At 47.0% G+C, this 23,743-nt stretch carries 14 protein-coding genes; 4 read left to right on the top strand and 10 right to left on the bottom strand.

Annotated features, from left to right (window positions below; genetic code table 11):
- The first annotated feature begins 721 nt into the window (after positions 1-721).
- The gene (locus H3H32_RS11810) at positions 722-2,458 is read left to right on the top strand and encodes a T9SS type A sorting domain-containing protein (protein WP_182462897.1); all 1,737 of its coding nucleotides are present in this window, start codon (positions 722-724) and stop codon (positions 2,456-2,458) included.
- Positions 2,459-2,527: 69 nt separating this feature from the next.
- Here H3H32_RS11810 and H3H32_RS11805 read toward each other — a convergent pair whose 3' ends face one another.
- The 3 genes from H3H32_RS11805 to H3H32_RS11795 all read right to left on the bottom strand — a co-directional run bounded on the left by H3H32_RS11805 (position 2,528) and on the right by H3H32_RS11795 (position 6,470).
- Entirely contained in the window at positions 2,528-3,607 is a 1,080-nt protein-coding gene (locus H3H32_RS11805) for a DUF4421 family protein (protein WP_182462896.1), read from the bottom strand.
- 365 nt (positions 3,608-3,972) lie between these two features.
- Positions 3,973-4,947, bottom strand: a complete 975-nt coding sequence (locus H3H32_RS11800; RefSeq protein WP_182462895.1) for an NADPH:quinone oxidoreductase family protein — start codon at positions 4,945-4,947, stop codon at positions 3,973-3,975.
- 143 nt (positions 4,948-5,090) lie between these two features.
- Complete coding sequence (locus H3H32_RS11795) at positions 5,091-6,470, bottom strand: hypothetical protein (RefSeq protein WP_182462894.1); 1,380 nt, start codon at positions 6,468-6,470, stop codon at positions 5,091-5,093.
- A gap of 136 nt (positions 6,471-6,606) precedes the next feature.
- Between H3H32_RS11795 and H3H32_RS11790 the strand changes: the two genes are divergently transcribed.
- The 3 genes from H3H32_RS11790 (at position 6,607) to H3H32_RS11780 (ending at position 9,563) form a co-directional block, all read left to right on the top strand.
- Positions 6,607-7,446: an alpha/beta fold hydrolase gene (locus H3H32_RS11790; RefSeq protein WP_182462893.1), complete on the top strand. Its 840-nt coding sequence runs from the start codon at positions 6,607-6,609 to the stop codon at positions 7,444-7,446.
- 12 nt (positions 7,447-7,458) lie between these two features.
- Positions 7,459-8,106 carry a 3-keto-alpha-glucoside-1,2-lyase-like domain-containing protein gene (locus H3H32_RS11785; protein WP_182462892.1) on the top strand — a complete coding sequence of 216 codons (648 nt, stop codon included), beginning with the start codon at positions 7,459-7,461 and terminating at the stop codon, positions 8,104-8,106.
- A 356-nt stretch (positions 8,107-8,462) separates the two neighbouring features.
- Positions 8,463-9,563, top strand: coding sequence for a hypothetical protein (locus tag H3H32_RS11780; RefSeq protein WP_182462891.1), 1,101 nt, complete (start codon positions 8,463-8,465; stop codon positions 9,561-9,563).
- Positions 9,564-9,568: 5 nt separating this feature from the next.
- On the opposite strand, the gene H3H32_RS11775 is transcribed toward H3H32_RS11780, so the two are convergent.
- From H3H32_RS11775 to H3H32_RS11745, 7 genes are all read right to left on the bottom strand, one after another.
- Positions 9,569-10,264 carry a LytR/AlgR family response regulator transcription factor gene (locus tag H3H32_RS11775; RefSeq protein WP_182462890.1) on the bottom strand — a complete coding sequence of 232 codons (696 nt, stop codon included), beginning with the start codon at positions 10,262-10,264 and terminating at the stop codon, positions 9,569-9,571.
- A 284-nt stretch (positions 10,265-10,548) separates the two neighbouring features.
- Positions 10,549-12,189, bottom strand: a complete 1,641-nt coding sequence (locus tag H3H32_RS11770) for a sensor histidine kinase (RefSeq protein WP_182462889.1) — start codon at positions 12,187-12,189, stop codon at positions 10,549-10,551.
- Between the two features lie 142 nt (positions 12,190-12,331).
- Positions 12,332-14,980: an ABC transporter permease gene (locus H3H32_RS11765; protein WP_182462888.1), complete on the bottom strand. Its 2,649-nt coding sequence runs from the start codon at positions 14,978-14,980 to the stop codon at positions 12,332-12,334.
- An 88-nt stretch (positions 14,981-15,068) separates the two neighbouring features.
- Positions 15,069-17,762, bottom strand: coding sequence for an ABC transporter permease (locus H3H32_RS11760; RefSeq protein ID WP_182462887.1), 2,694 nt, complete (start codon positions 17,760-17,762; stop codon positions 15,069-15,071).
- Between the two features lie 111 nt (positions 17,763-17,873).
- Positions 17,874-20,510: an ABC transporter permease gene (locus H3H32_RS11755; protein WP_182462886.1), complete on the bottom strand. Its 2,637-nt coding sequence runs from the start codon at positions 20,508-20,510 to the stop codon at positions 17,874-17,876.
- A 124-nt stretch (positions 20,511-20,634) separates the two neighbouring features.
- Entirely contained in the window at positions 20,635-23,280 is a 2,646-nt protein-coding gene (locus tag H3H32_RS11750) for an ABC transporter permease (RefSeq protein WP_182462885.1), read from the bottom strand.
- 16 nt (positions 23,281-23,296) lie between these two features.
- Positions 23,297-23,632 carry a PadR family transcriptional regulator gene (locus H3H32_RS11745; RefSeq protein WP_182462884.1) on the bottom strand — a complete coding sequence of 112 codons (336 nt, stop codon included), beginning with the start codon at positions 23,630-23,632 and terminating at the stop codon, positions 23,297-23,299.
- Between the last annotated feature and the right edge of the window lie 111 nt (positions 23,633-23,743).

The raw sequence follows: 23,743 nt of genomic DNA, 5'->3' as shown, positions 1-23,743 counted from the left end.
TTCCAATCAAGCCAAATTCCACGATGGGTAACTTCTTCATAAACTAAGTCTACACTTAATCATAGAGCTATTTTTATGCCAAATCGCCTTTCGCTCAATTTTAGAGACTGTCTAAAAATTAGTTTTTCATTTATTTACCCTACCCTCCCCCCCCCCTGAATGGGGCTTATTTCCACGATGAACTAAGCCCCATTCAGGGGGGAGGGGTAAAACCGAGACTATTTTTATGAAATTTAGGCAGTCTCTTAAACTGAAGGAATACCGTTAAAACATGCCCCAATATCCTCTACGGAATGTTTTACAGGTTCGTACAAAATCCGACAATAGCTGGCCGTTCTGACGCCTTACCCAAGTTACGAATGACAACTAATATCTATAACAGGGGTGTTTTAGACTGTTGGTTCCTCAGAATCTTCTTAATATTTCCATAGGTCGGTGCGTTAAAGCGAGTCAAAGGCGATACTCGAGACTTTTATAGACAAGTGTGCTGGTGACTATTTAATACATTACTCGTCAAAGAACATCTCAATTACTATCCATATTTCCATAATATGAAGAGATAACCAATAAATCTCAAACAAACCGGAGTGGCATTTCAGACCAGATGGCAGTAAAGGCCTCCCTGAAGGATGCCTTGGACAGTATGAAACGTTTCCAGCACTTATGAGCCTATTCCATCGATATATATCTATTCCCTATGCCTACGCACTACTTACCAACTATGAATACCCTAACTGACCGTCGCTCTGTCACCAGCGGCCCACTTCGCACCCTGGTTCTTCTGCTGGGGCTGTTATTGACGCTGTTTCGCCAGACAGCATTGGCCCAGGGTACTACCTGGACTAGCCAAGCCTCAGCCGCTGATAACCAATGGTTTTCAATTACCTATGGTAATGGTCTGTTTGTGGCAGTGGCAGGTAGTGGTACTGGCAACCGGGTGATGACCTCTCCCGATGGCATCACCTGGACTAGCCGGACTCCAGCGACCGATAATAGCTGGAGTGAAATCACCTATGGGAATGGGTTATTTGTAGCTGTGTCGAGTGATGGCAGTGGCAACCGGGTGATGACCTCCCCCGATGGCATCACCTGGACCAGCCGAACGTCAGCGACCAATAATTACTGGGCTTCAATCACCTACGGCAATGGGTTATTTGTGGCGGTGGCTGAGAGTGGCACTGGCAACCGGATAATGACCTCTCCCGATGGAATTACATGGACCAGTCGAACTTCAGCCGCCGATAATCTTTGGCTTTCAATCACCTATGGCAATGGCCTATTTGTAGCGGTGGGCAATTCTGGCACTGGCAACCGGGTGATGACATCCCCCGATGGTATTACATGGACCAGCCGATCCTCGGCCGCCGATAATCAATGGAGATCGGTGACCTACGGCAATGGCCTGTTTGTGGCCGTGGCCAGTTCGGGTACTGGCAACCGGGTAATGACTTCCCCCGATGGCATCACCTGGACTAGCCGATCCTCGGCCGCCAATAATAACTGGAGTTCGATCACCTATGGCAATGGTCTGTTTGTGGCCGTGGCTGATAGTGGTACTGGCAACCGGGTAATGACTTCTCCCGATGGTATCACATGGACCAGTCAATCTTCTGCTGTCAATAATGAGTGGAGATCGGTCACTTATGGCAATTGTCAGTTTGTAGCAGTGGCCGCAACAGGCACTGGAAACCGGGTAATGACCAGCAGCCTGACCACCGCCATCACCGCTACCCCCAGCCTCAGCATTACTCAGGGACAAAGTGCCACCCTCACCGCGACTGCCGGGGCCACTTCCTACACCTGGAGCAACGGGGAGACTACCCCCACCATCTCCACGACTGCCCCTGGCACCTACTCCGTGACGGCCACTACCGGAGCCTGCTCGGTCACCGCGTCTGCCCTGGTCAGTCCAATCAAAAATCCCCTCTCGGTAAACCTGCTCTACTTCAATGGCCGAAACACCCCACTCGGCAACCTGATTGAGTGGAAAACCGCTCAGGAAATCGACAACGCCGGATTCACTATCCTCCGAGGGGCTAACCCCACCAGCCTGGAAGCCATCGGGGAAGTTGCTTCACAAGCCACAAGTGGCAACGCCCACCAGCCCCTGACCTACTCCTTTCTGGATACAGCCCCCCTGCCCGCACTGAGCTACTACCGATTTGTGCAAACCGACTTCGACGGCACAAAAACCCTGAGTGCCATCATCGCCATTCGTTCCAACGACCAAACTCCGGTTCTGTTTCCCAATCCTGCCCCCAGCAATGGTGTGCTCCGGTTAGAGCCACCCCAGGCCTTCGAGCGCTATGAACTCATCGACGGCAGTGGCAAGATCATCCACTCGGTGGAGCAGGCGGGTACGCTGAGTGAGTTGAGCTTGCCCTCAAGTGCTCCGGGCACTTATTGGTTACGGCTACAGAACGGGGCAACTCGACAGGTGTATCGACTTGTTAAATAAGGAAGAATGACAAGACAAGCATGATAATAGGGTCTCTAAATTCATTTAATCGCAACAAAGATGTAACGGTTACAAACCCGGAACCTGCTTGATTATACCTTTGGGCTGATAGCGGATTCGCTTGCCAAAAACCAGCCGTAGATAGCCCATATTGGTGTTGATCAATCCCGACGAAAATGTACGATTCATCAACATCGTTGATCCATATAAACCGCCATAAAAGCTGCTCGAACTATAGCCAATAGTTGCGGATGCGATTCCCTCCCATCCCAATTGTACTCGACTTTCAATACCCGTTAGCTCGTTACTGGTTTGTTGGATCATAACCGTCAAGCCCGGTCGTACGGTAGCGCTGACAAAGTAATGTTTCCGAAAAACGATGGTCTGGCTATAACCCAGATCGATACCAGCAGTCAGCGATTTCAGGTTCAGCAAACGAGCTTCCGGCCGAAAATCATCTTTCAGTGAAGTGGGCACTACTGATGAGTCGGCCCGAATGAGCTGGTAGGTCAATGAGGCTCCGACGTTCCAGGAGCCTGCCCTTTTCCGTTGTTCTTCCCGCTGGAGTAGCGTTGCCGGTGTAGAGAGCTGGAGCGGATTGAACTGGTATAACAATCGACTCGAAACGGTCTGACTCCGAAGGTCGTCGCGATACGGATAAGACGAATGATGATCAAACCAGTTCGACTGTAGGATGTCGGGATTGCTGATATAAAAACCCCGATAAAACTGATACTGGGTCGATAACCAGAAGCGTCGATTGTTTAAGTTGATGGTCAGCCCAAACGGCTTTGTTTTTCCTCGCAGATCATTGTTGTAACCGAAGAGGGGGAGTTTAACCGTTATTTCCGTTCCGAACCATTTGTAGTTGATTCCCGGCCCAAGCGTCCAGGCTAAATTGGGCCTATAAACTAATGTAGTAGGCGACCCAACCACTCGCAAGGTGTAATCCTGTCGATCACTGACTCCATAGAGATGAAGCTGTCTGTAGTAGGTTGTTATATAATTACGATCGACTCGGGGTATCTTGGTTTTCAGTAGGGTATCCAGCGGAATTCCCAGAAAGCTAAGCCCCTGCCCATAACCATCGAAGTGACTCCCGATCAGCAGGATAAGCAGTAACCAGTTGCCCCGTAAAACTTTACCCATGCGCTAAAAACAGGAAATTATCGTAGACCCGCGACGGCGGCCCGGACTGATTTTTATGATTAACGTGAATTTTGGAGGATTTACGAATAGAATTATACTGTATTTTCTGTCATCCCGACGTCAGGAGGGATCTTCGGCAACTGGTTATTTACAAAAGATCCCTCCTGACGTCGGGATGACAGAAAATACAGTATAAATACCTGGAAATCAGTTAATAATTTCAGAATCAATCCATTATTCACGTTATGATTAGTTATGAAAGTTGTTTTTAAACTTTTCTTAAAGGACAAAAAACGCGAAGCGATTAAATCATAACTGATCATAAAATCAGCGTTCTATTGAACATGAGCAAACTAGAGAATGTTTTAGAGGACAACAACGGCTTTGCCAATCACCTTTCGTTCCATCATATCAGCCAACGCCTTCGGAGCTTCGGCCAATGAATAGTGCCGGGAGATATATGGCGAGATTTTGCCCTCCATGGCCCAGGTGGCGATGTCCTGCATGTTTTGACGACTCAAAGCGGCCTCTTTCTGCGTGAACATCCCCCAGAAAACGCCCACCAGCGAGCTTCCTTTCAGCAAAGCCAGATTCAGGGGAATTCGGGGAATTTCACCACCTGCAAAACCGACAACCAAATACCGTCCACGCCAGGCCAATGACCGGATGGCGGGTTCAGCCCACTTGTCGCCCACAGGATCATAAATCACATCGACGCCTTTTCCCTGCGTGATGTCTTTAATCCGTTCGCGAAGGTCTTCTTTGGAGTAGTTAATCATGTAGGTCGCTCCTTTCTCATTGCAGACCGCCAGTTTTTCGTCGGACGACGCTGCCGCGATAACCGTGGCCCCCATCATATCCCCTAATTCTACTGCAGCCAACCCAACGCCCCCAGCAGCGCCCAACACTAAAAGCGTTTCTCCTGGCTGGAGTTGCCCGCGATCTTTCAGCGCATGGTACGAGGTACCATAGGCATACATAGTCGAGGCCCCCGTAATGAAGTCCATGCCATCGGGAAGAGGAATTGTCGTTCGGGCGTCCGAAATGCGCTCTTCGGCTAGTCCACCGTGCGAGCCGAAAGTAAAAACGCGGTCGCCAGGTTTGACGTGTTTGACGCCTTCGCCCACCTGCTTCACAATTCCCGACGACTCGCTCCCCGGCGAAAACGGCAGCGGGGGTTTGAACTGATACATATTACGTATCGTCAGGGTATCTGGGAAATTCAGGCTACAGGCTTTGGTTTCGATCAACACTTCGCCGGGGCCGGGCACAGGCGAAGGGATGTCTTCCAGCGTAAGGGTATCAGGCAGGCCGTACGAGCGGCAGAGAATGGCTTTCATTTTATAACGCAGTTATGATGGTTTAGGATAGCGCGAACGTCTACGTTCGTGCTGATTATTCTCCGGCCTCTGGCCGACTTATGCATTCACTACTCAAGCCAGAGGCCGGAGAATAGTCGGCACGAACGTAGACGTTCGCGCCATCAGCGCTGTTTATTCCCCTGTGCCCCTGTGTTTAAATCCTTTGATGAATCAAAATTATCTTCAAAAGCCATCGTTCCGTCCAATCGCTTAAAACGAACATAATCAACGGAGCCGGTGCCTTCAAATTCGTAGCTGACGCCTACAACATCGGTAAAGGCATTAGGCGCTATAGCTTCATAGGCTTTTTTATCACCCACAAAGAGCTGTACACGCTTGTTTCTGACTTCACACCGAACGTCTACCCATTTCGACAAATCAGCTCCGAAATTAGATAAATCGGTCGTCTTGGCTTCTGCCTCATGACCAGCCAAGTACAGATTCAGATTACCAATGCAGCCTTTTGCCGACAATGGAATGGAGAAATATTGGTTCTTACACAGAACCATTATCCGTATATACTGACAAGCCGAGGAGCCTTTTTCAAAATCATTTCTGACCCGCGTCTCGAATACAAAATTTTTGGCATTAAGCTGTTCAAACTCCCGCACATACCGGTAAAGTACCGTTGGAGGCTGAGGTTGCACCGGAATATTACGTTTCTTCATATCCTCAACCGACAAACCCAGGACTCCTTTTCGAGTCACGTCATCGGGTTTAAAATAGATTGGAACCGGTGTCCAAAAAACAGCCACGTGCCAGCCATCCGATGGAATCAACAGGTTGTGTTGCTTCACAATCTGCTTGCCAATCACCAGCTTGGCCCGATAGTAGCCGGGTGAGTAATAAATTGACGTGTATTCGTGGCCGTTTTTAGGTACCAGGTCGCGTCGGCTAGGGTCCCACGATTGCTGAATAAACACCGAATCGGTGGGCGAAGCGGTGGCATTGTAATGAAAAACGACTGAATTGGGAAGCCCTTTCGCCACTGGTTGACTACTGAATGAAAAGTCTTTGGGGGAGAGCGGTTTAGGAGTAGCATCTTTCAGAAAAAACGCGAGAACACTCAGTAAACCAACAAGCAATCCCGCGCCAATCCACCACCCTTTACCCGATAAACGACGTGTTTTGTCTGCTGATTTAGAGGCTGTCGTTACCCGTTCATCAATATGTTCGGTCAGGCTAACAGGCGGCTGAAATACCTGTGCATCCTGTGGTGCGTCATGGATCGAAACGTCTTTAAAACGCGACCAACTCTCATAGTTGATAAACTGAACCAGCGCATTAAGGGTCGTGGCAGTGGGTGCCGAATCGTACCGCACACGCCCCCACACCCGCTTGAGTGTTGTCACGCTGAGCGAGATCCCCGTTTCATCGGCAATCAGTTCACCCAATCGCTCAAAGTCCTGAGTTGACCAGTTGTCGCTTCTCCCCCAGCCTATTTTCTCCTCAATTAACCGACGACAGCGGGCGAGTTCTTTATCTTCCTGTTGAGCAATCATAAACCTATCCGTCAGCCAGTTAGCTGCTTGTATAAACTTGAACAGAAATTGAACACGGTTGAATAGTCCTTGATCGATCGACTTCGCAAGTTTGTTTCTGTTCGCGATCGATCAACCAAATGTACTCAAACAAACAATGAAAAAACGGTCAGCTATTCCAGCTTTTTTACTCCTGATTCTGACTCACTTCGTTCATGCACAACCCAATGTTCCTTATGGCAACAATCCGCTGGCTGGCCATTACTACAACGTTGGCGATGCTAAAATCTACTATGAGCTTTATGGAAAAGGTAAACCTATTGTGCTCCTGCATGGCGGGTTGTTCGGTTATATCAACGAATACGAGTTTCTAATTCCTAAACTAGCCCAAACGCACCAGGTTATTGCCATCGGCACACGAGGGCACGGCAAATCGGAGATCGGGACCAAGGTCTTTTCGTATCAGCAGCTCGCCAACGATGCGTATGCCGTTATCAGAAGTATAACGCAAGACAGTGTATTGGTGCTGGGGTTCAGCGATGGCGGCATAACGGGTTATAACCTGACTACTACTCACCCTGAACTGGTTCGAAAATTCATCGCAATTGGCTCACCCCGGCGCCCTACGGATCGGGTGTTGAGCAACGAGGCAGAAGGAAAAATGACGGCCGAGCGGCTCGACAAAATGGCGCCCGACTTCGTAAAAGGTAGAAAAGCAATTATGCCCAACCCGGAGCTATGGAGCGAATTTCTGGACAAACTGGATGTTCTGTGGAATCAACCCACCTTCATAACGGACGATGCATTGCGGCAAGTCAACTGTCCAGTTCTGGTCATGGCGGGTGATAAAGACCTGTATTTCAAAACCGAAAAAGTTGTCGAAACGGCTCATCTGTTTCAACATGGCACGCTGTCCATAATTCCCGGCTGTGGGCATGTTATCCTCTATTGCAACTTCCCGGCGGTTTGGGAAGCCATCGTTCCCTTTATCAAATAAACCCTTTTACGCATGAAAACCCTGTTATTCGCTTCAATTATCAGCTTGGTCACGCTGAAGACCACTGCCCAGTCGGTCGAGAATTACGGCGACTTTTCGCCCAAACAATGGACCTTTAGTAGTAAATACACCAAAGAAAACTATCTGGGAAAACCCGCCATTAAACTCATCCGCGAGAAAGAGACCGCAACAGGAGCTTTCATCGCTTATCTCAATGACTATATATTTTCGGATGGAAGCATCGAACTGGATATAGCAACTCCCCTGCCGAAGTCGACGATTTCCTTTCTGGGTTTGCTTTTTCATTTTAACAAAGTCGGCAATGAGCCGCGTTACGAGTGTTTTTACTTCCGGCCGTTCATGTCGGGACAATCAGGAGCGATGCAGTACATGCCCATCAACAACGGCCTCGTCAACTGGCCCGACTATCAGGCCGCTGTTTATCAGGGTGCTCCTATCTGTAAACCTCAGCAATGGTTTCACGTCAAAGTCGAGGTAAAAGGGCCGATGGCTACCGTTTTTGTCGACGGTAAGCAAGTGTACCAGATCAAAAATCTGGCTCGGGGCAGTTCAAAAGGGTCGGTTGGCCTTTGGTTGGGTAATACGCCAGAAGGGTATTTTGCCAATTTCAGGGTTACGAAAGCTTCGGTAATTAAATAGCGTGAATAATAGATAGAACCTGAAATTATCAACTGGTTGTCAGTTATTTATAATGTTATTTTTTGTCATACCGACGTCAGGAGGGATCTTGGGCAACTGGTTATTTACCGAAGATCCCTCCTAATGTCGGGATGACAAAAAACTAGTATAATTCTATTCGTAAATCCTCCAAAATTCACGATAAATAGCGTTTCGTGATTTCCATTGTGGCGTCAGATGTAAGCATCTGCCACGGCGAGGTTTCTTAAAAACTCGTCAGAAGGCAAAAGTAGGTTTTGAGAAACCTCCCTGTGTCGGTTTTAGAAACCGACACCACACTCATTCACAAAAAATCAATAATCAATTGATAATCAACAATGAAAGCATTACTGATTTCTTTATTAGCCGTAATTGGCAGTCAGGCAGTTGCCCAAACTACGGTACCTTTCGATTCTTCAGCCTGGATTTACGAAGGAAAAGTCACGAAAGAGTCATTTCAGGGTAAAGACGGCATTCGGCTAACGGATGGGCGGATTACGCTGAAAGACAACACGTTTAAAAATGGGATTATCGAGTTCGACATGACGCTTTCACCTGATCGTGACTTCCCCGGATTCGGATTTCGGATGCAGGACAAAGATGAGTTCGAACACATTTATCTTCGACCTCACCGGGTAGGCAATCCCGATGCAATCCAATACATCCCGATTTTTAATGGGCAGGATTCCTGGCAATTTTATTATGGCGACGGCTACTCGACAACCGTGAACTACCCTATGAATGAGTGGGTCCACATTAAACTGGTCGTTCGGGAAAGTCAGGCAGAAATCTACATTGGCCAATCGACGGAACCCTCGCTGGTGATTCATCAGCTAAAACGTGAGCCAAAAGCTGGGCGGATCAGCCTCGAAAACGGAGCACCAATTACGACTCGGTTTGCCAATTTTCAGTATACCAAAACCGATAATCCACCGATGGCGGGCAAATTCAAACCCGAAGCCGCTCCGCAACTGGGGACGCTCTTGAACTGGCAGGTCTCCAGCACGTTCGACGAAAAGCTGCTGCAAACCGACTATACCCTTCCTCAAGCAGTAGCCAGCCGACTGACGTGGAGCAACTTAACCGCTGAGAACTCGGGCAAACTGAATATATCCAGAATTCGCAAACGCAACGAGGAAGCCAATACAGTCTTTGTCAAACTCACAATTGTTTCCGATAAACCACAAGTCAAGAAGCTAGACCTCGGCTTCAGCGACCGTGCTAAAGTGTACCTTAATAGTCGTTTGTTGTATGCTGGTCACGATGAATTTCTATCTCGCGACTACCGATTTCTGGGCACCGTTGGGTATTACGATGCGATTTATCTAGACCTGAAGAAAGGACCAAACGACCTCTGGATTGCAGTTTCTGAAAACTTTGGCGGCTGGGGTATTCAGAGTATGATTGCCGATCAATCGGGGCTTACTATCAAACCGTAACGAAATTACGCACCAATTAACCGAGCCCGAATCGCTACCAGCGACTCTTCATACGATGCACCAATGGGAATGGCTTGTCCGGATACCGTAATTTCCTGACGGGCCATTTTTTCTATTTTAGCCACAGCGACGCAGTACGAACGATGCACCCGAATGAAACGGTCGGTGGGTAAGCTTAGAAGCAGATCAGTCATTGTTTGACGGCTTAAAAGCTTCCGATTTTTGAGCATGAATATCAGATAATTTCCTTCTGCTTCAATATACAGGATATCATCGAGCAGCACTTTTTCCTCTTCGTAGCCCGTTTTTACAAACATATACTCCTCCCCTTTTTCGGCACGCAAGGTCTGTATATCCAGTGCTTTTGTGCAGGCTTTCAGGAATCGGGCTAACGAAAATGGTTTCAACAGATAATCGATCGCATCCAGTTCAAACCCCTGCACGGCGAAATCCGAATAAGCTGTTGTAAAAACAACCATCGGTACTTTGTGCAGGGATTTCACCACGTCCACGCCCGAGATATCCGGCATTTTAATATCCAGAAACAGCAGGTCGACCCGGTTCATCTGCAACCACGAAATAGCTTCGAATGCATCCGTAAAGGTTGCTTTTAACTCCAGAAACGGGACTTTAGCCGCATGAAGCCTGATTACTTCCAGCGCCTGAGGCTCATCATCGATCGCGATAGCAGTAAGGTTCATAGTCGGTTAAGTCGTTTGCTTGCAGAATCATCAATACGGGATGTAATCGGCAGTTGGGTCAAATTTAATCGAGGCCTCATCATTTTTCGCAAAAAAGACGAGACGAGGTCCGGCGGTTGTACTTGACTGAATACAACCGGAATAAACCACAAAAGAAGCAGGATCGTAATAAGGTATTTCATGAGGAAAATGAGTGAATGTCAATGAGTGGTGTCAGGTTCTTCAACCTGACACCACAAGAACATTAATAGAATCCCAAGAATCTACAGAATCAATAGAATTGCTCACCAGTACATCAGCGTCAAAGACACAAAATAATCCTGCTCCGATTGTTGAATGTCGAGCTGATGACGAGCGGGATAAATCAACGCCAGCCGCTTCCGAACGTTGTCGAGCCCTACGCCAGAATGCTCTTCTTCAGGATCGTGACGGTCTACGGAGTCACTCGGCTTGTTGTGCAGGGAATTGTGCACTTTGAAATACAGCCGGGTATCGTCCAGCGTCAAGGTGATGTAAATCCAGGACGGATACCGGAGACTGATGCCGTGTTTGAAGGCATTTTCAACAAAGGGCGTCAGCATCATGGGTGCCAGATAAATCGGGCGGGTTGGCTCCTGAATAGTCACTCGAACTTCGATAGGATGCGTGTCATCGATACGCATTCGCTGAATCTCGATGTAGTTACGCAGATACTCAATCTCTTTGTCGAGTGGAATCCGGTCGCGGTTGTTGTCCTGCAACATAAACCGCATCATGTCGCCCAGTTTCTGGATACCATCAGCGGTTTTTTCGCTGTTTTCTTTCAGCGCCGTCGCATACAGGCTATTCAAGGCATTAAACAGAAAGTGCGGGTTAATCTGCGCCTGAAGGCTCGATAGCTCAGCCGATTTTGCCGATACCTGCGTCTGGAGCACAATTTTTTCTTTTTGCAGCGCCTGCCGAAGAAACGCAATAGAAACGGCTCCCGTCAGTACAATGAACATGAGCAGAATAGGGTCGCGATTGTCGTAGTGAAAGCCCGTACTGGCTCCCCACAAGATCATGTTGGCGACAATAATCAACAGTAGAAAAGTAGCAATTCGACTAGCCAGCGCCACTTCCGTTGTCGAAGACTTTAGAAACGGCATGACCACCAGCATATAGGTAGCAATACGACCAGCTCTAAATATTTCGGAAGTTGAGGAAGCCCTTAGCAGCGGGAGGATGTGTGAATAAAAAAATGACTGTAAGAGCAGAATCTGAATCGCTATTCCTGAAAATAGCAATACACTCCGGGTACTCCGCTGCCATAAAACTCCAGGATCATCGCCCCGAAACGCCATGCTAAGCACCAACACACTCAGCCCAGAGGCTAACAGATAGCTGACCATGCGAAAATGTGGCTCTGATTCCTGTCCAATTTTGCGGACCAGATACTGGTAATACTGAAATCCGATTTCGTACATGCCAAACACAATACCGAACCCAATAGCATCGGCCAAAACTGTCCGTTTGCGAAACAGTGAATAAACTTTCAGGCCAATGATATCGCCAACGCCATCTTGCTGAAAACGCACCTGTAACTTGAAGTAATAGTAAATAAACGTACTCGCCAGTAGCAATAAACCAGCAATTACCACATAGATAAACGCTTGCTGGTCATTGGTACGATCGTTGATGAGCGGGTACGCCAGATTATGAAACACATACCAGGCGCCTAGCAGTAAACAGACGCCCGCAATCAACGGAACATTGTTGTTCAGCGTGTGGTCATATAGGTTCAGATTTCGCCAGACAACCGACGAAGGAATCCGATTAAGTAGGGTCAGTTCTACCATATCATCGATTCGATCCACTTCTCTGATCAATCGACGAATGACATAAACAACTGCTGCGCTTAGTACGAAATAAAGCTCATAGCGCCGAATAAGGTGAACGTCCCGCATAGGTTTGGTTGATTTTTGACCAAAACTAGGCGGGACGCACAAGCCATATGAGGAAATGGGTTGAACGAGCCGAAAAATGGGATGAAATGGAGTGGATGAATTCGTAGAGACAGGGCATACCCTGTCTCTACGAGGGAAATGATTATTCTGATCGCAGAGATTTAACGGGGTTCATTAAGGCAGCTTTCACACTCTGAAAGCTCACCGTCAGTAAGGTAATGAACAAGGCACCCGCACCCGAAGCGGCAAAAATCCACCACGAAATTTCTGTACGATATTGGTATTTCTGAAGCCAGTTATGGAGAAAACAGTACGCAATGGGCGTTGCGATTCCGAATCCAATACAGACCAACACAACGAAATCTTTCGATAACATGCCCCACAAATTCAGGACAGATGCCCCTAATACTTTCCGCACGCCAATTTCTTTGGTTCGTTGCTCGGCCATGTACGAGGCTAGTCCGAACAGGCCCAGACAGCTAATCAAAATGGCCAGAATAGCGAAGAACGAAGTCAGCTTTCCTATCCGCTCTTCCGTACGAAACTTAGCCGCGTATTCATCATCGGCAAACTTGTAGTCGAACGGTGCGGATGGAATGATCTTTTTAAAGACCGCTTCAATTTTGGGCAACGCATCGCTGGTACTTATGGACGGGTTCAGCCTGATATTGATCCAGTTGGGGTTTCCAAACAGACAGAAGATTGTTGGTTTGATCGGCTGAAACGGCGACTCCATGACCATATCTTTTACCACTCCCAGGATTCGGAACGGCTTTTCTATGTTGTTCGTCATCCATTGACTTTTCCAGTGAATCGTTTCCCCTACAGGCTTCAGCAAACCCATCCGTTTGGCGGCCGTTTCATTGATGACAAAACCACTGGAATCCGAGGCAAATTCCTTCGAAAAGTTGCGCCCTGCTACAAATTGCCAGCCTACAGCCTCAGCGTACTCGGGCGTAACGGATAAGGTAGCAAATTGGTCGGTCGATGGTGTGGGTTGACCTTTCCACCGAAAGCCGTCATTGGACGACCATACTCCTGTAATCGGGCTTTGCGATTCGGCCACTTCGGTTACGGCTCCCGTGTTTTTCAATTCAGTACGTAACAAGTCGGTTTTGCCATAAAAATCGTCCGATTGCATTGGCACCATCAACAGGCCGTCCCGCGAATAACCAACCGGACGATTTTTCGCAAACTGAATCTGGCGATAAATAACTAACGTACAAATGATTAGCGAAATGGAAACCGTGAATTGTGTAATAACCAGTACTTTTCGAGGTACGCCTGCAAAACGACCCATCTGCACCTTCGCTAACCCAGCCCCTTTTAATACCTTGACAGGTTGGAAAGAAGTTAGATATAAAGCGGGATAACTACCTGCCAGCAAGTCCGTTAGCAGCATAAATCCGAGACAAGACAGCCAAAAGAAACTATTTGCCCAGGGAATAACCATTTGTTTGGCAGCCAGTTCATTGAACCAGGGCAAGGTCATTACTACAGCCAGAATTGCCAACACAAAAGCAAACGCTACGACCAGAAATGATTCGCTAAAAAACTGACCAATCAACTGAATACGAAGTGAACCAATTGCCTTTCGAATACCAACTTCTCTCGCTCGTTGCTCTGAGCGAGCGGTCGAGAGATTCATGAAATTGATGCAGGCCAGCAATAACACAAAAAAGCCAATCATGCCCACCAGCCATACGTATTGAATAGGGCCATCACTGACAATTCCGTTTTTAAAATCGGAGTATAAATGCCAGTTGTTCATGGGATTCAACCACATTTGCGGCTTTGTGGCAGCCTCTTCCTTCATGCTCTCCAGGTGCTTGATCACATTCAGTTCCGAGTCTTTTATACTGGCCGTAACCTTATCGAAGTCGGTATTGGGTTGAATCTCTACGTAAATATATAGCGCGTGGTTATCCCATTTCTTCTGGCTCATGTAGGCATTTGTCGCCACAAAATAATCCCAGGAAGCCAGGAACTGAGCATCATGAAGTTGCGTATTTTGGGGTAAATCCTCATAAATACCCGTTACGCTCACATCTTTGTCTGTGTTGATCTTCACCAGCTTACCTATTGGATCAGCATCCCCAAACAGCGCTTTGGCCGTGGATGCCGATAGCAAAATGGACTGTTGATCCCGCAACCCTGCCCAGGTTCCCTTGAGCATGTGTAACGTAAACATTTCGGGGGCCTCGGCACCAATGTATTGTCCTTTTTTCGAGAGTTTCTTATTTCCAGCAGACAGGATATGATCACTTGGGTGCGTAGCTGTTACGATATGCTTAAAGTGACGTTTGTAGTTCGTTGTCAATTCATGAATGAATGGATAGGGTAACGACTGAGAGGTCTGGGTCTCACCATGTACCACCTGATTTTGCATGATCTGCGCAATACGACTGTAGTTTTTATGGTAGGTATTAAACGACAGTTCGTCATACACCCACAACCCAATCAGCATAGCCACGGCCATACCCACGGCGAGGCCGCCAATATTGATGAATGAGTAGCCTTTGTTCTTGACCAGGGTTCGAAACGCAATTTTTAAATAATTCCGTAGCATGGCAGTAGTGGTTGGGGTTGGGTACTGATTGGATTGTCTCTTAATAATTGAGGGCCGCACATAGGCCATCACTTCCCGCCAGTAACGCCGTCGGGCTTGGGTCTCCCCTTCTCGCGCCACCCGTAACACATAGCGTTCATGCAGGTCACCCAGCACCTCTTCCCGTAAGTGAGGAGCGCAGAACCAGTTCAGCAGGCGATCAGCTAAGCGGGGCGGGGGCATAATGGATAATGAATAATGAATAATGAATAATGAATGGTGGGGAGTCTGTTTTAGCCCGAAGAATTGTTCATTCTAAATTATCCATTATTTATTCCGATCGTAGCGATTTAACCGGATTCACTAAAGCGGCTTTAATTGCCTGATAACTAACAGTTGTCAGGGCAATGGCCAGCGCCAAAATACCCGCCAGCAAAAACACCCACCATTCAACCTGAATGTGATAGGCGAATTCGTTCAGCCATTGATTGGTGGCCCACCAGGCTATCGGAAAGGCAATACCATTGGCAATTAAAACCAGTTTCAGGAAATCTTTCGAGAGCAAAGCGGTAAGATTCATCACACCCGCTCCCAGTACTTTCCGCACCCCGATTTCCTTAATGCGTTGTTCGGCGGCATAGGTTGCCAGACCAAATAGCCCCAGACAGGCAATGAAAATCGTAACCAAGGCAACCCAGATCAACAACGTCTCCCGTCGTTGGTCTTCGGCATAGAAGCGAGCCAGTTGCTCATCCAGGAAATGATATTCCAGCAGATGCGTAGGGTCAATTTTAGCCAGCACATCCCTCATTTGGACCAAGGTCGCTGGAATATCTTTGCCCTCAATTCGTGCGGTGAAATAATCAATATTATGCACCGGATTGCGCTGATAGGCCAAAACCATCGGGGCAATTTTTTCGCGAAGCGATTGAAAATGGAAGTCCTTTACGATGCCAATAATCCGTGCATGAAAAGGCTGATTTTCCTTATTCAGCGGTCTATAACTCCCGCCCATCGCTCGGGAAGGAATGTCTATTTGTTGACCCGATACCTCTTTAATATTGAGCAGTTTGGCCGCCGATTCGTTGAGAATGACGGAGGTAGAATCATCCATTCCCTTAAAATTTCGACCCGCCAGCAGTTGAATCTCAAAGGTTTTGGCAAAGTTTTCGTCGGCACCAATCCAGTAGGCAACTTTAGGCTCATTGGTGCTTTCCTGAGTTTTAACCTGAACCGTTGGAATGACCTTCCATTCGCCCGGTACTCTGGACGTAACTGACACCTGATTGACACCTGGTATTCGACTAAATTCCGTTTTTATAGTTTCGGCACTACTGCGCACTTTACCACTGTTGATATCTACAACCAGCAGTAATTTTTTATTGAAACCCAGATTTTTATCGTTCGCAAATTGAACCTGCTGGAACAGCACGATGGTGGCAATCATCATGACTACCGATATCGTAAATTGAAAAACGACCAACCCTTTTCGCAACGACAAATCTCCCCGGTTCTGAAGTTTAAGGTTCTTCAGCAACAGAAGCGGGCTGAACCCCGACAGGAGAAAGGCGGGGTAGCTGCCTGATAAAAAACCAGCGATACCAACCGCAAGCAGGCTATAGAGCCAAATTCGGTAATCGCTGTTAAAATCCAACGAGAGTTCTTTATGGGTAAATTTGTTGAAGGCAGGGAGTAATAGATTGACGAACACGATGGCCACCAGAAACGAGAGTATCGTTACAAGCAGCGATTCGGTCAGAAACTGCTGAATGAGGTGAGACCGGAATGCCCCACTGGCTTTCCGAACGCCAATTTCCTTCGCCCGATTAGACGCTCGGGCCGTGGCCAGATTCATGTAATTAATGCAGGCAATGAGGAGAACAAACAGGGCAACGAGTGCAAAGATTTTGATATACAGGAGGCTTCCCTGACTCATTGCTTCTACATTCGAGTTTCGGGCACCATCGGTAATGGCATCTGAGAACAGGTGAATATCGGCCAGCGGTTGCAATGTATAGCTGATGGAGTTTCCGGGCTCCAGCTTGGCGTTGGCATTGAGCAAATCCGTAATTTTTTTGGCCGCAATTTCCGGATTAGCTTTTTCCTTGAGAAGAAAGAAGGTCATGAAGGTTTGGGAATCCCAATTGGCTGTCCATTCTGCAAAATCCTCATCGTTGCTGACGGTCGCTTCGGAAATGATTGCGTTGAAATCGAAACTCGAATTTCGAGGATGGTTTTTCAGAACAGCCGTTATTTTCAGCTGCTTATTGATTTCAAAATCAACGGTTTTGCCAACAACATGGGTACTATTGAAAAGTCGTTGTGCCAACTCTTCAACGATTATGATCGAATTTGGCTCGTTCAACGCCGATCTACCACTCCCATCAACAGTCTCAAAATCAAACATTTCTAACAAACTTGGCGAACCAAATGCAATCGTCTCCTGAAACATGTTCTTATTTTCTGGATTCGATAGATTAGCTCTTCCCGTTCGGACAATTCGGGCTGACTTCTCAATTTCGCCAATACTTTTCGTTGCGGCCTCGGCCACTTTATAGCTCGCTGCCGCAATCGTCAAGTCTTCGGCAGGTGCTTTCTTATGTTGTATAGCCCGGTAAATCCGGTTTGCCCGACTGTGCTGCTGATCGAACGTCAGCTCATCGAAAAGGTATAAGCCAATCAGCAAAAAACAAGTAATTCCAAGAGTCAGTCCAGCTACATTTAGGGCGGTATACAGCTTGTGCCGACTTAAGGTTCGAAAGGCAATTTTGAAATAATTTCGTATCATATCAGTAGTTGTTGGAGCTTGATATTCAGTAGGCCCCTGGTTTGCTGGTTGTCGTTTAATCACCGAAGGCCGCACATAGGCCATCACTTCCCGCCAGTAACGCCGTCGGGCCTGGGTTTCCCCTTCTCGAGCTACGCGCAACGCATAGCGTTCATGCAGGTCCCCAAGCACCTCTTCCCGAAGGTGAGGAGCGCAGAACCAGTTTAACAGGCGGTCAGCTAGGCGGGGTGGAGGCATAATGGATAATGGATAATGATTAATGAACAATGGATAATGAGCAATGAATAATGAGATCTTGCGATTGGCATTAATTATCCATTGTCTATTAATCATTATCCATTAGCTATTCTATTCCGATCGTAACGATTTCACCGGGTCCATCAAGGCAGCTTTCACACTCTGGAAACTCACCGTTAGTAAGGCTATGCCAATGGCGAATAAGCCCGCCAGTCCGAGCATCCACCATTCTACCTCGATCTTGTAGGCGAAATCCTGTAACCATTGATTCATGGCATACCAGGCCAGCGGACACGCTAGTAGGATGGCGATGAGCACCAGTTTTATAAAGTCTTTGATAAGCAACTGGGTGATACTCGGCACAGAGGCCCCCATCACTTTACGAACACCAATTTCTTTGGTACGTCGCTCGATGACAAAGGCCGACAAGGCAAACAACCCCAGACTGGCAATCACAACAGCCAATAGCGCAAAAACAGAAAATAGCTGCTGCGTACGTTTCTCATTGGCGTAAAAAGACGCGAACTGATCGTCCAGGAATCGGTATTCAAGAGGTCCATTTGGGTTAAACGCATCCCACTGATTTTTCAAATCGCTAAGGAATCCGTTTACATCCGTAGTTTTTATTTTTATGACGATCCCTCCGAAATTTCTCCCCATCATCATCATAAGCGGTGCCACCTTCTGTTTTACAGATACGTAGTTGAAATCCTTGACAACACCGATGACTTTGTATTCTTGCTGACCAGATCTGACCATAGATCGGCCAATTGGATTGACGTGATTCCAACCCAATTCCCGAACGGCCGATTCATTAATAATTACACCAGAAGTAGAGTCGGTTGGAAAGTCTTTTGAGAAATTTCGTCCCCGTAACAATTGAATACCTAATGTGCGGATATAATCGTAGTCGACATGAAAAATATTCATGTGAATTTCGGCACCATTAGCGGTTTCATTCTTAGGGTAGACCTGGGTTCCGTCCATCATTTCTCCACCTGGAAAAAATCGGGAATTAGTAGCCGCCAACACCCGACTATTTTGTAAGAGCTGATCTTTAAAGGCAACCTGATTGTTCGCTAATAAACGCGTATCGGGCAAAGCAACAAGCTGATCTTTATCATACCCAAGCTTTTTTGTCTGCATGTATTGCAGCTGTTTATACACAACTATGGTGGCAATTAGTAGAATAGTCGATATAGAAAATTGAAACACAATCAGGCCACTATGCAATGATTTTTTCTGTGGGCTTTTCGCCAGTAGTGTTCCTTTTAATGTTTTAATAATTGAAAATGAAGATAGAAAAAAAGCGGGATAAATACCGGCAAGTATACCTGACAAAAAACTAACGATAAATAAGGTAAGGACTGCCTGATAGTTCAGAAAAAAGGAGAACCCAATGTTCCTGTTGGCAATCTGATTAAAATAAGGCAAGAATAGAATAATGAGCAGATAAGCCACTACCATTGCAAAAAAAGTAAGCAGCACTGATTCTGTTAGAAACTGGCTTATTATCTGCGTTTTTACGGACCCCATCACTTTACGAACGCCAACTTCCCGTGCTCGTTTTGCAGCCTGTGCGGTAGAAAGGTTGGTAAAATTTACACAGGCTAGTAATAGGATGAAGAGACCCAATGCAGAAAAAATATAGACATATTTTATATCCCCATTAGGTTCTAATTCATATTTCGAATTCGAGTATAGATGAATATCAGTGAGTGGTTGCAATAAGAACCGAAACGTGTCGACAGACTTTTGCGCTTCGGCCAAGCTAATGCCCATATCACGCTGCACTTCCGGAACTACATATTTTGCCACCAGTTGTGGAAATTTAGCTTCCAGTTTTTTAGGATCTACCTTATCGCTTAATTCCAGGTAGGTATAAAAACCAACATTACTCCAGGTTGGATTAATAATATGGCGCGTAGACAAACTTAAAAATGCATCATAATGAAAATGTGAGTTATCAGGTATCTTATCAAATATCCCCGTCACTTTGTAAGCCGTTCGCTGTGCACCAACTGCAATAGATTTTCCAATTGGATCTTCATGACCAAAATATTTAGCAGCAAATTCTTTCGACAAAACAATACTAGCTGGGGCAACAAGCGCATCGGCACTATTTCCTTCAATCAGTGGAATAGAAAATAATTGTAGAAAATTCGGGTCAGCAAAAGCAAGATGTTGTTCTTTAAATTGATTGTCTTTGTATTGTATATAATCGCTGGCAGGAAGCAGCCTTGTCGATGACGTTACTTCGGGAAACTCATGCTTAATTCCTTCACCAACGCCTGAATCTACATTTGGGTAAATTTCTGCATTTCCATTTCCCATAACAGAAATGTTCAGTCGATATATATTACTGGCATTTTTCGAATACGTATCATACGTCAATTCGGTATAAACAAACACAGCAATCAGCATAAAACAGCTTAAGCCAATGGCTAATCCAAAAATATTAATAAGCGAAAATGCCTTATTCGTAAGCAGGCTGCGCCAGGCGATTGTAACATAGTTTCGGAACATATCAGTCATTGATGGATTTGGATACTGATTGGTTTGTCTCTTAATAATTGCAGGTCGAACATAAGCCAGCACTTCCCGCCAATAGCGCCGTCGGGCTTGGGTCTCCCCCTCCCGCACTACCCACAATTCATAGCGTTCATGCAGATCTCCCAGCACCTCTTCCCGAAGGTGAGGTGCGCAGAACCAGTTCAACAGGCGATCAGCTAGGTGGGGTGGAGGCATAATGGATAATGATTAATGGACAATGGACAATGGATAATAAATGATGAATGATAGGTAATGAATGATGAGATCTGCGATTGGCATTCATTATCCATTGTCCATTAATCATTACCCATTAGCTATTCTATTCCGATCGTAGCGATTTAACCGGGTCCATTAGAGCAGCTTTTACGCTCTGAAAACTCACCGTTAGCAGCGTAACCAAGAGGGCACCCGCACCCGATGCGGCAAAAACCCACCACGAGAGTTCGGTTCGGTATTCGTACTTCTGAAGCCAGCTATCCAGGTAATACCAGGCAATGGGCGTGGCAATTCCGAAGGCAATAATGACCAGCAACACAAAGTCTTTCGAGAGCAATCCCCACAGACTGAACACCGATGCGCCCAGTACTTTCCGAACACCAATCTCTTTAGTCCGCTGTTCGGCAACGAACGAAGCGAGTCCAAATAAGCCCAGGCACGAGATAAAAATGGCAAGCGTGGCGAAAAACGACGCTAACGTACCTATGTTCTCTTCGGCCGCAAACTTCCGGGCATATTCCTGATCGGCAAATTTGTAGTTAAAGGGCGAAGCTGGGTCATATTTCTGAAAAACAGCCCCAATCTTACTCACGGCTTCGCTGGCGCTTATACCCGGACTAATGCGGATGTTTATAAAATTGCTGGCGAAATTCCCGAGATAAAACAGCGTTTGTCGCGCTGGTTCATAGGGCGACTCCATCACCATATCGTCGATAACGCCGATTATTTTATACCGTAAATCGCCCTCTCTAATCGTTTTCCCAATCGGATCTTTCAAGCCCATAAATTTCACGGCGGCTTCGTTCAGGACCATACCCATTGAATCGGTACCAAAGTTTTTCGAGAAGTCGCGGCCCTCTTTAAACTGCCAGCCAACCGTTTTTCCAAACCCGTGCGACACACCAACAACCGCAAAATCAGGTGATTGATCGGGAGCTTTTCCATCCCAGTCAAACCCACTATTCACATTCCAGACACCCGTTAACGGACTTTCGGACTCCGCAATTTCCGTTACTGCGCCAGATGCCAGTAAATCGTTTCGGAAAGCATCAAGGTGATTGTGAATGTCGGGGGTGGTCGTTTGGACATATAAAAGTCCGTTTCGACTGTAGCCAATTGGTCGATCTTTCGCAAACTGAATCTGTCGAAACACGATGATGGTGCCAATAATCAGGGCGACAGACACGGTGAATTGAACAACCACCAATACCTGACGGGGAACAGCCGCAAACCGACCCACCTTGAAAGTGCCCTTTAAAATTTTTACTGATTGAAACGACGATAAATACAAGGCCGGATAACTACCGGCAACCAATCCGGTGAATAGCGTAAACCCGATGCTACACAGCCAGAACTCCGAAACCGCCCAGGGAAAGGTCATTTGCTTCTCGGCCACCTCATTGAAAAAAGGTAACGCGAATTGACTCAGTAGCAGTGCAATACAAAACGCTAGATAAACGACCAGAAACGATTCACTAAAAAACTGGCTGATCAGCTGACTACGAACAGACCCGATCGCTTTCCGAATCCCAACCTCCTTCGCCCGTTTCTCCGAGCGTGCTGTCGAGAGGTTCATAAAATTGATGCAGGCCAAAAGCAGAACAAATGCCCCGATAATCCCAAATAGCCAGACAAACTGAATGCGACCGCCAGTATTTACCCCGTCTTTAAACTCCGAATACAAATGCCATCGACTCATTGCCTGGAGAAAAATTTCGGGCTTACTATTCGCAAGCGATGCGTTGATATGCCTTTGTTTGGCATCCTTTATTTTCGCCGAAACAGCAGCCATATCGGCGTGCTCTGCCAATTGGACAAAGATCTGGAATGAATTATTGTCCCACTTTTCCTGCGAATTTTTCACCCAGTCGCGCACCGCTACATTTACCTGCCAGGGAACCAGGTAATCGAGGTTACTGAACCGGGTATTGTAGGGTAAATCAGCATAAACACCCGCTACCTTTACCGCAATCTGGTTGTCGATCTTTATAATTTTACCCATCGGATTGCCGCTTCCGAACAAGGCAGTAGCCACTGATTCATTAATCATGATGGAATACGGTTCGCGTAAGGCAGCCCTTGTTCCCCGTCGCATGGTCAACGAAAGCATTTCGGGCGCTTCAGGCTCTATATAATTGCCCGTTTTCCATAGTTTCTTTTCGCCAAACGACAACGTGTGGCCTTCTGTCCAGGAGGAAAGTAGAATATACTTAAACGGCCCACCCGTTCGGTCGTATCCATAGGTCGTGCGAAGTTCATTGGCTAGCGGAATAGGAATACTAGGTCCAGTAAACACCTCTCCATTAGCTGTTTGATGCTGCATGACCTGCGCAATTCGGTCATAGTTCGGAAACGATTTTTCGTACGACAGTTCATCGTAAATCCATAGGCCAATCAGCATGGCTACCGCCATACCCACGGCCAGCCCACCAATGTTGATGAATGAGTATCCCTTATTTTTGACAAGGGTCCGAAAGGCTATTTTCAGATAATTTCGTAACATGTCTGTATTTGTTGGAGTAGAATATTCGCTTGTTTCACGCGCTAGAATAGAAGGCCGCATATAGGCCACTACCTCGCGCCAATACCGACGTCGGGCTTTGGTTTCTCCCCATTGTGCTACTTGTAAGGCATAGCGCTCGTGCAAATCGCCCAGCACTTCCTCGCGTAGGTGCGGAGCGCATAACCGCTCAATGACCCAGGTAATCCATTTGGGCGGCTCTCCAAAAGTTGGCTTCTCGGGCTGCATAACTGATCTGGAGTTATTACTGCCAATCCAATAACAGATGCGAGTCGATGCGCTCCCAAAGCCGATTACGGACAGCCCGTACTTCCTGTAGAATTCGACCACCCAAAGCAGTAACCGTGAACAGTCGCTTCCGCCGTCCTCCCCGCTCGGCCGTCGCTTCGCCCAGAAAGGACGAGACATAACCTTTTTGCTCCAATCGTTGTAAAGCAGCATGCACGGCTCCTGTGCTGACCGAATTGCCCGTTTCCTGTTCAAGCTCTTCGGCAATCACCACCGAATATGCTTTGGGAGAAAGGGCCGCTACAGCTAGTAACACAACCTCTTCAAACTCGCCTAAATCGCTACGTCGCATGAACCGAAAGTGGGGTTATGGAAGCTAGAATCTTATTTCCTCCATTTCTGTATATCAAATGATCGGCCAAAACAGAAAATTAGTCTCAATAGCCTTAAAATGGCCTTTTGG

Source organism: Spirosoma foliorum (assembly GCF_014117325.1).
In the GTDB taxonomy this organism is placed as follows: Bacteria; Bacteroidota; Bacteroidia; order Cytophagales; family Spirosomataceae; genus Spirosoma; species Spirosoma foliorum.
The sequence above is the reverse complement of the archived record's forward strand: the minus strand, read 5'-3'. Positions and strand labels throughout refer to the sequence as shown.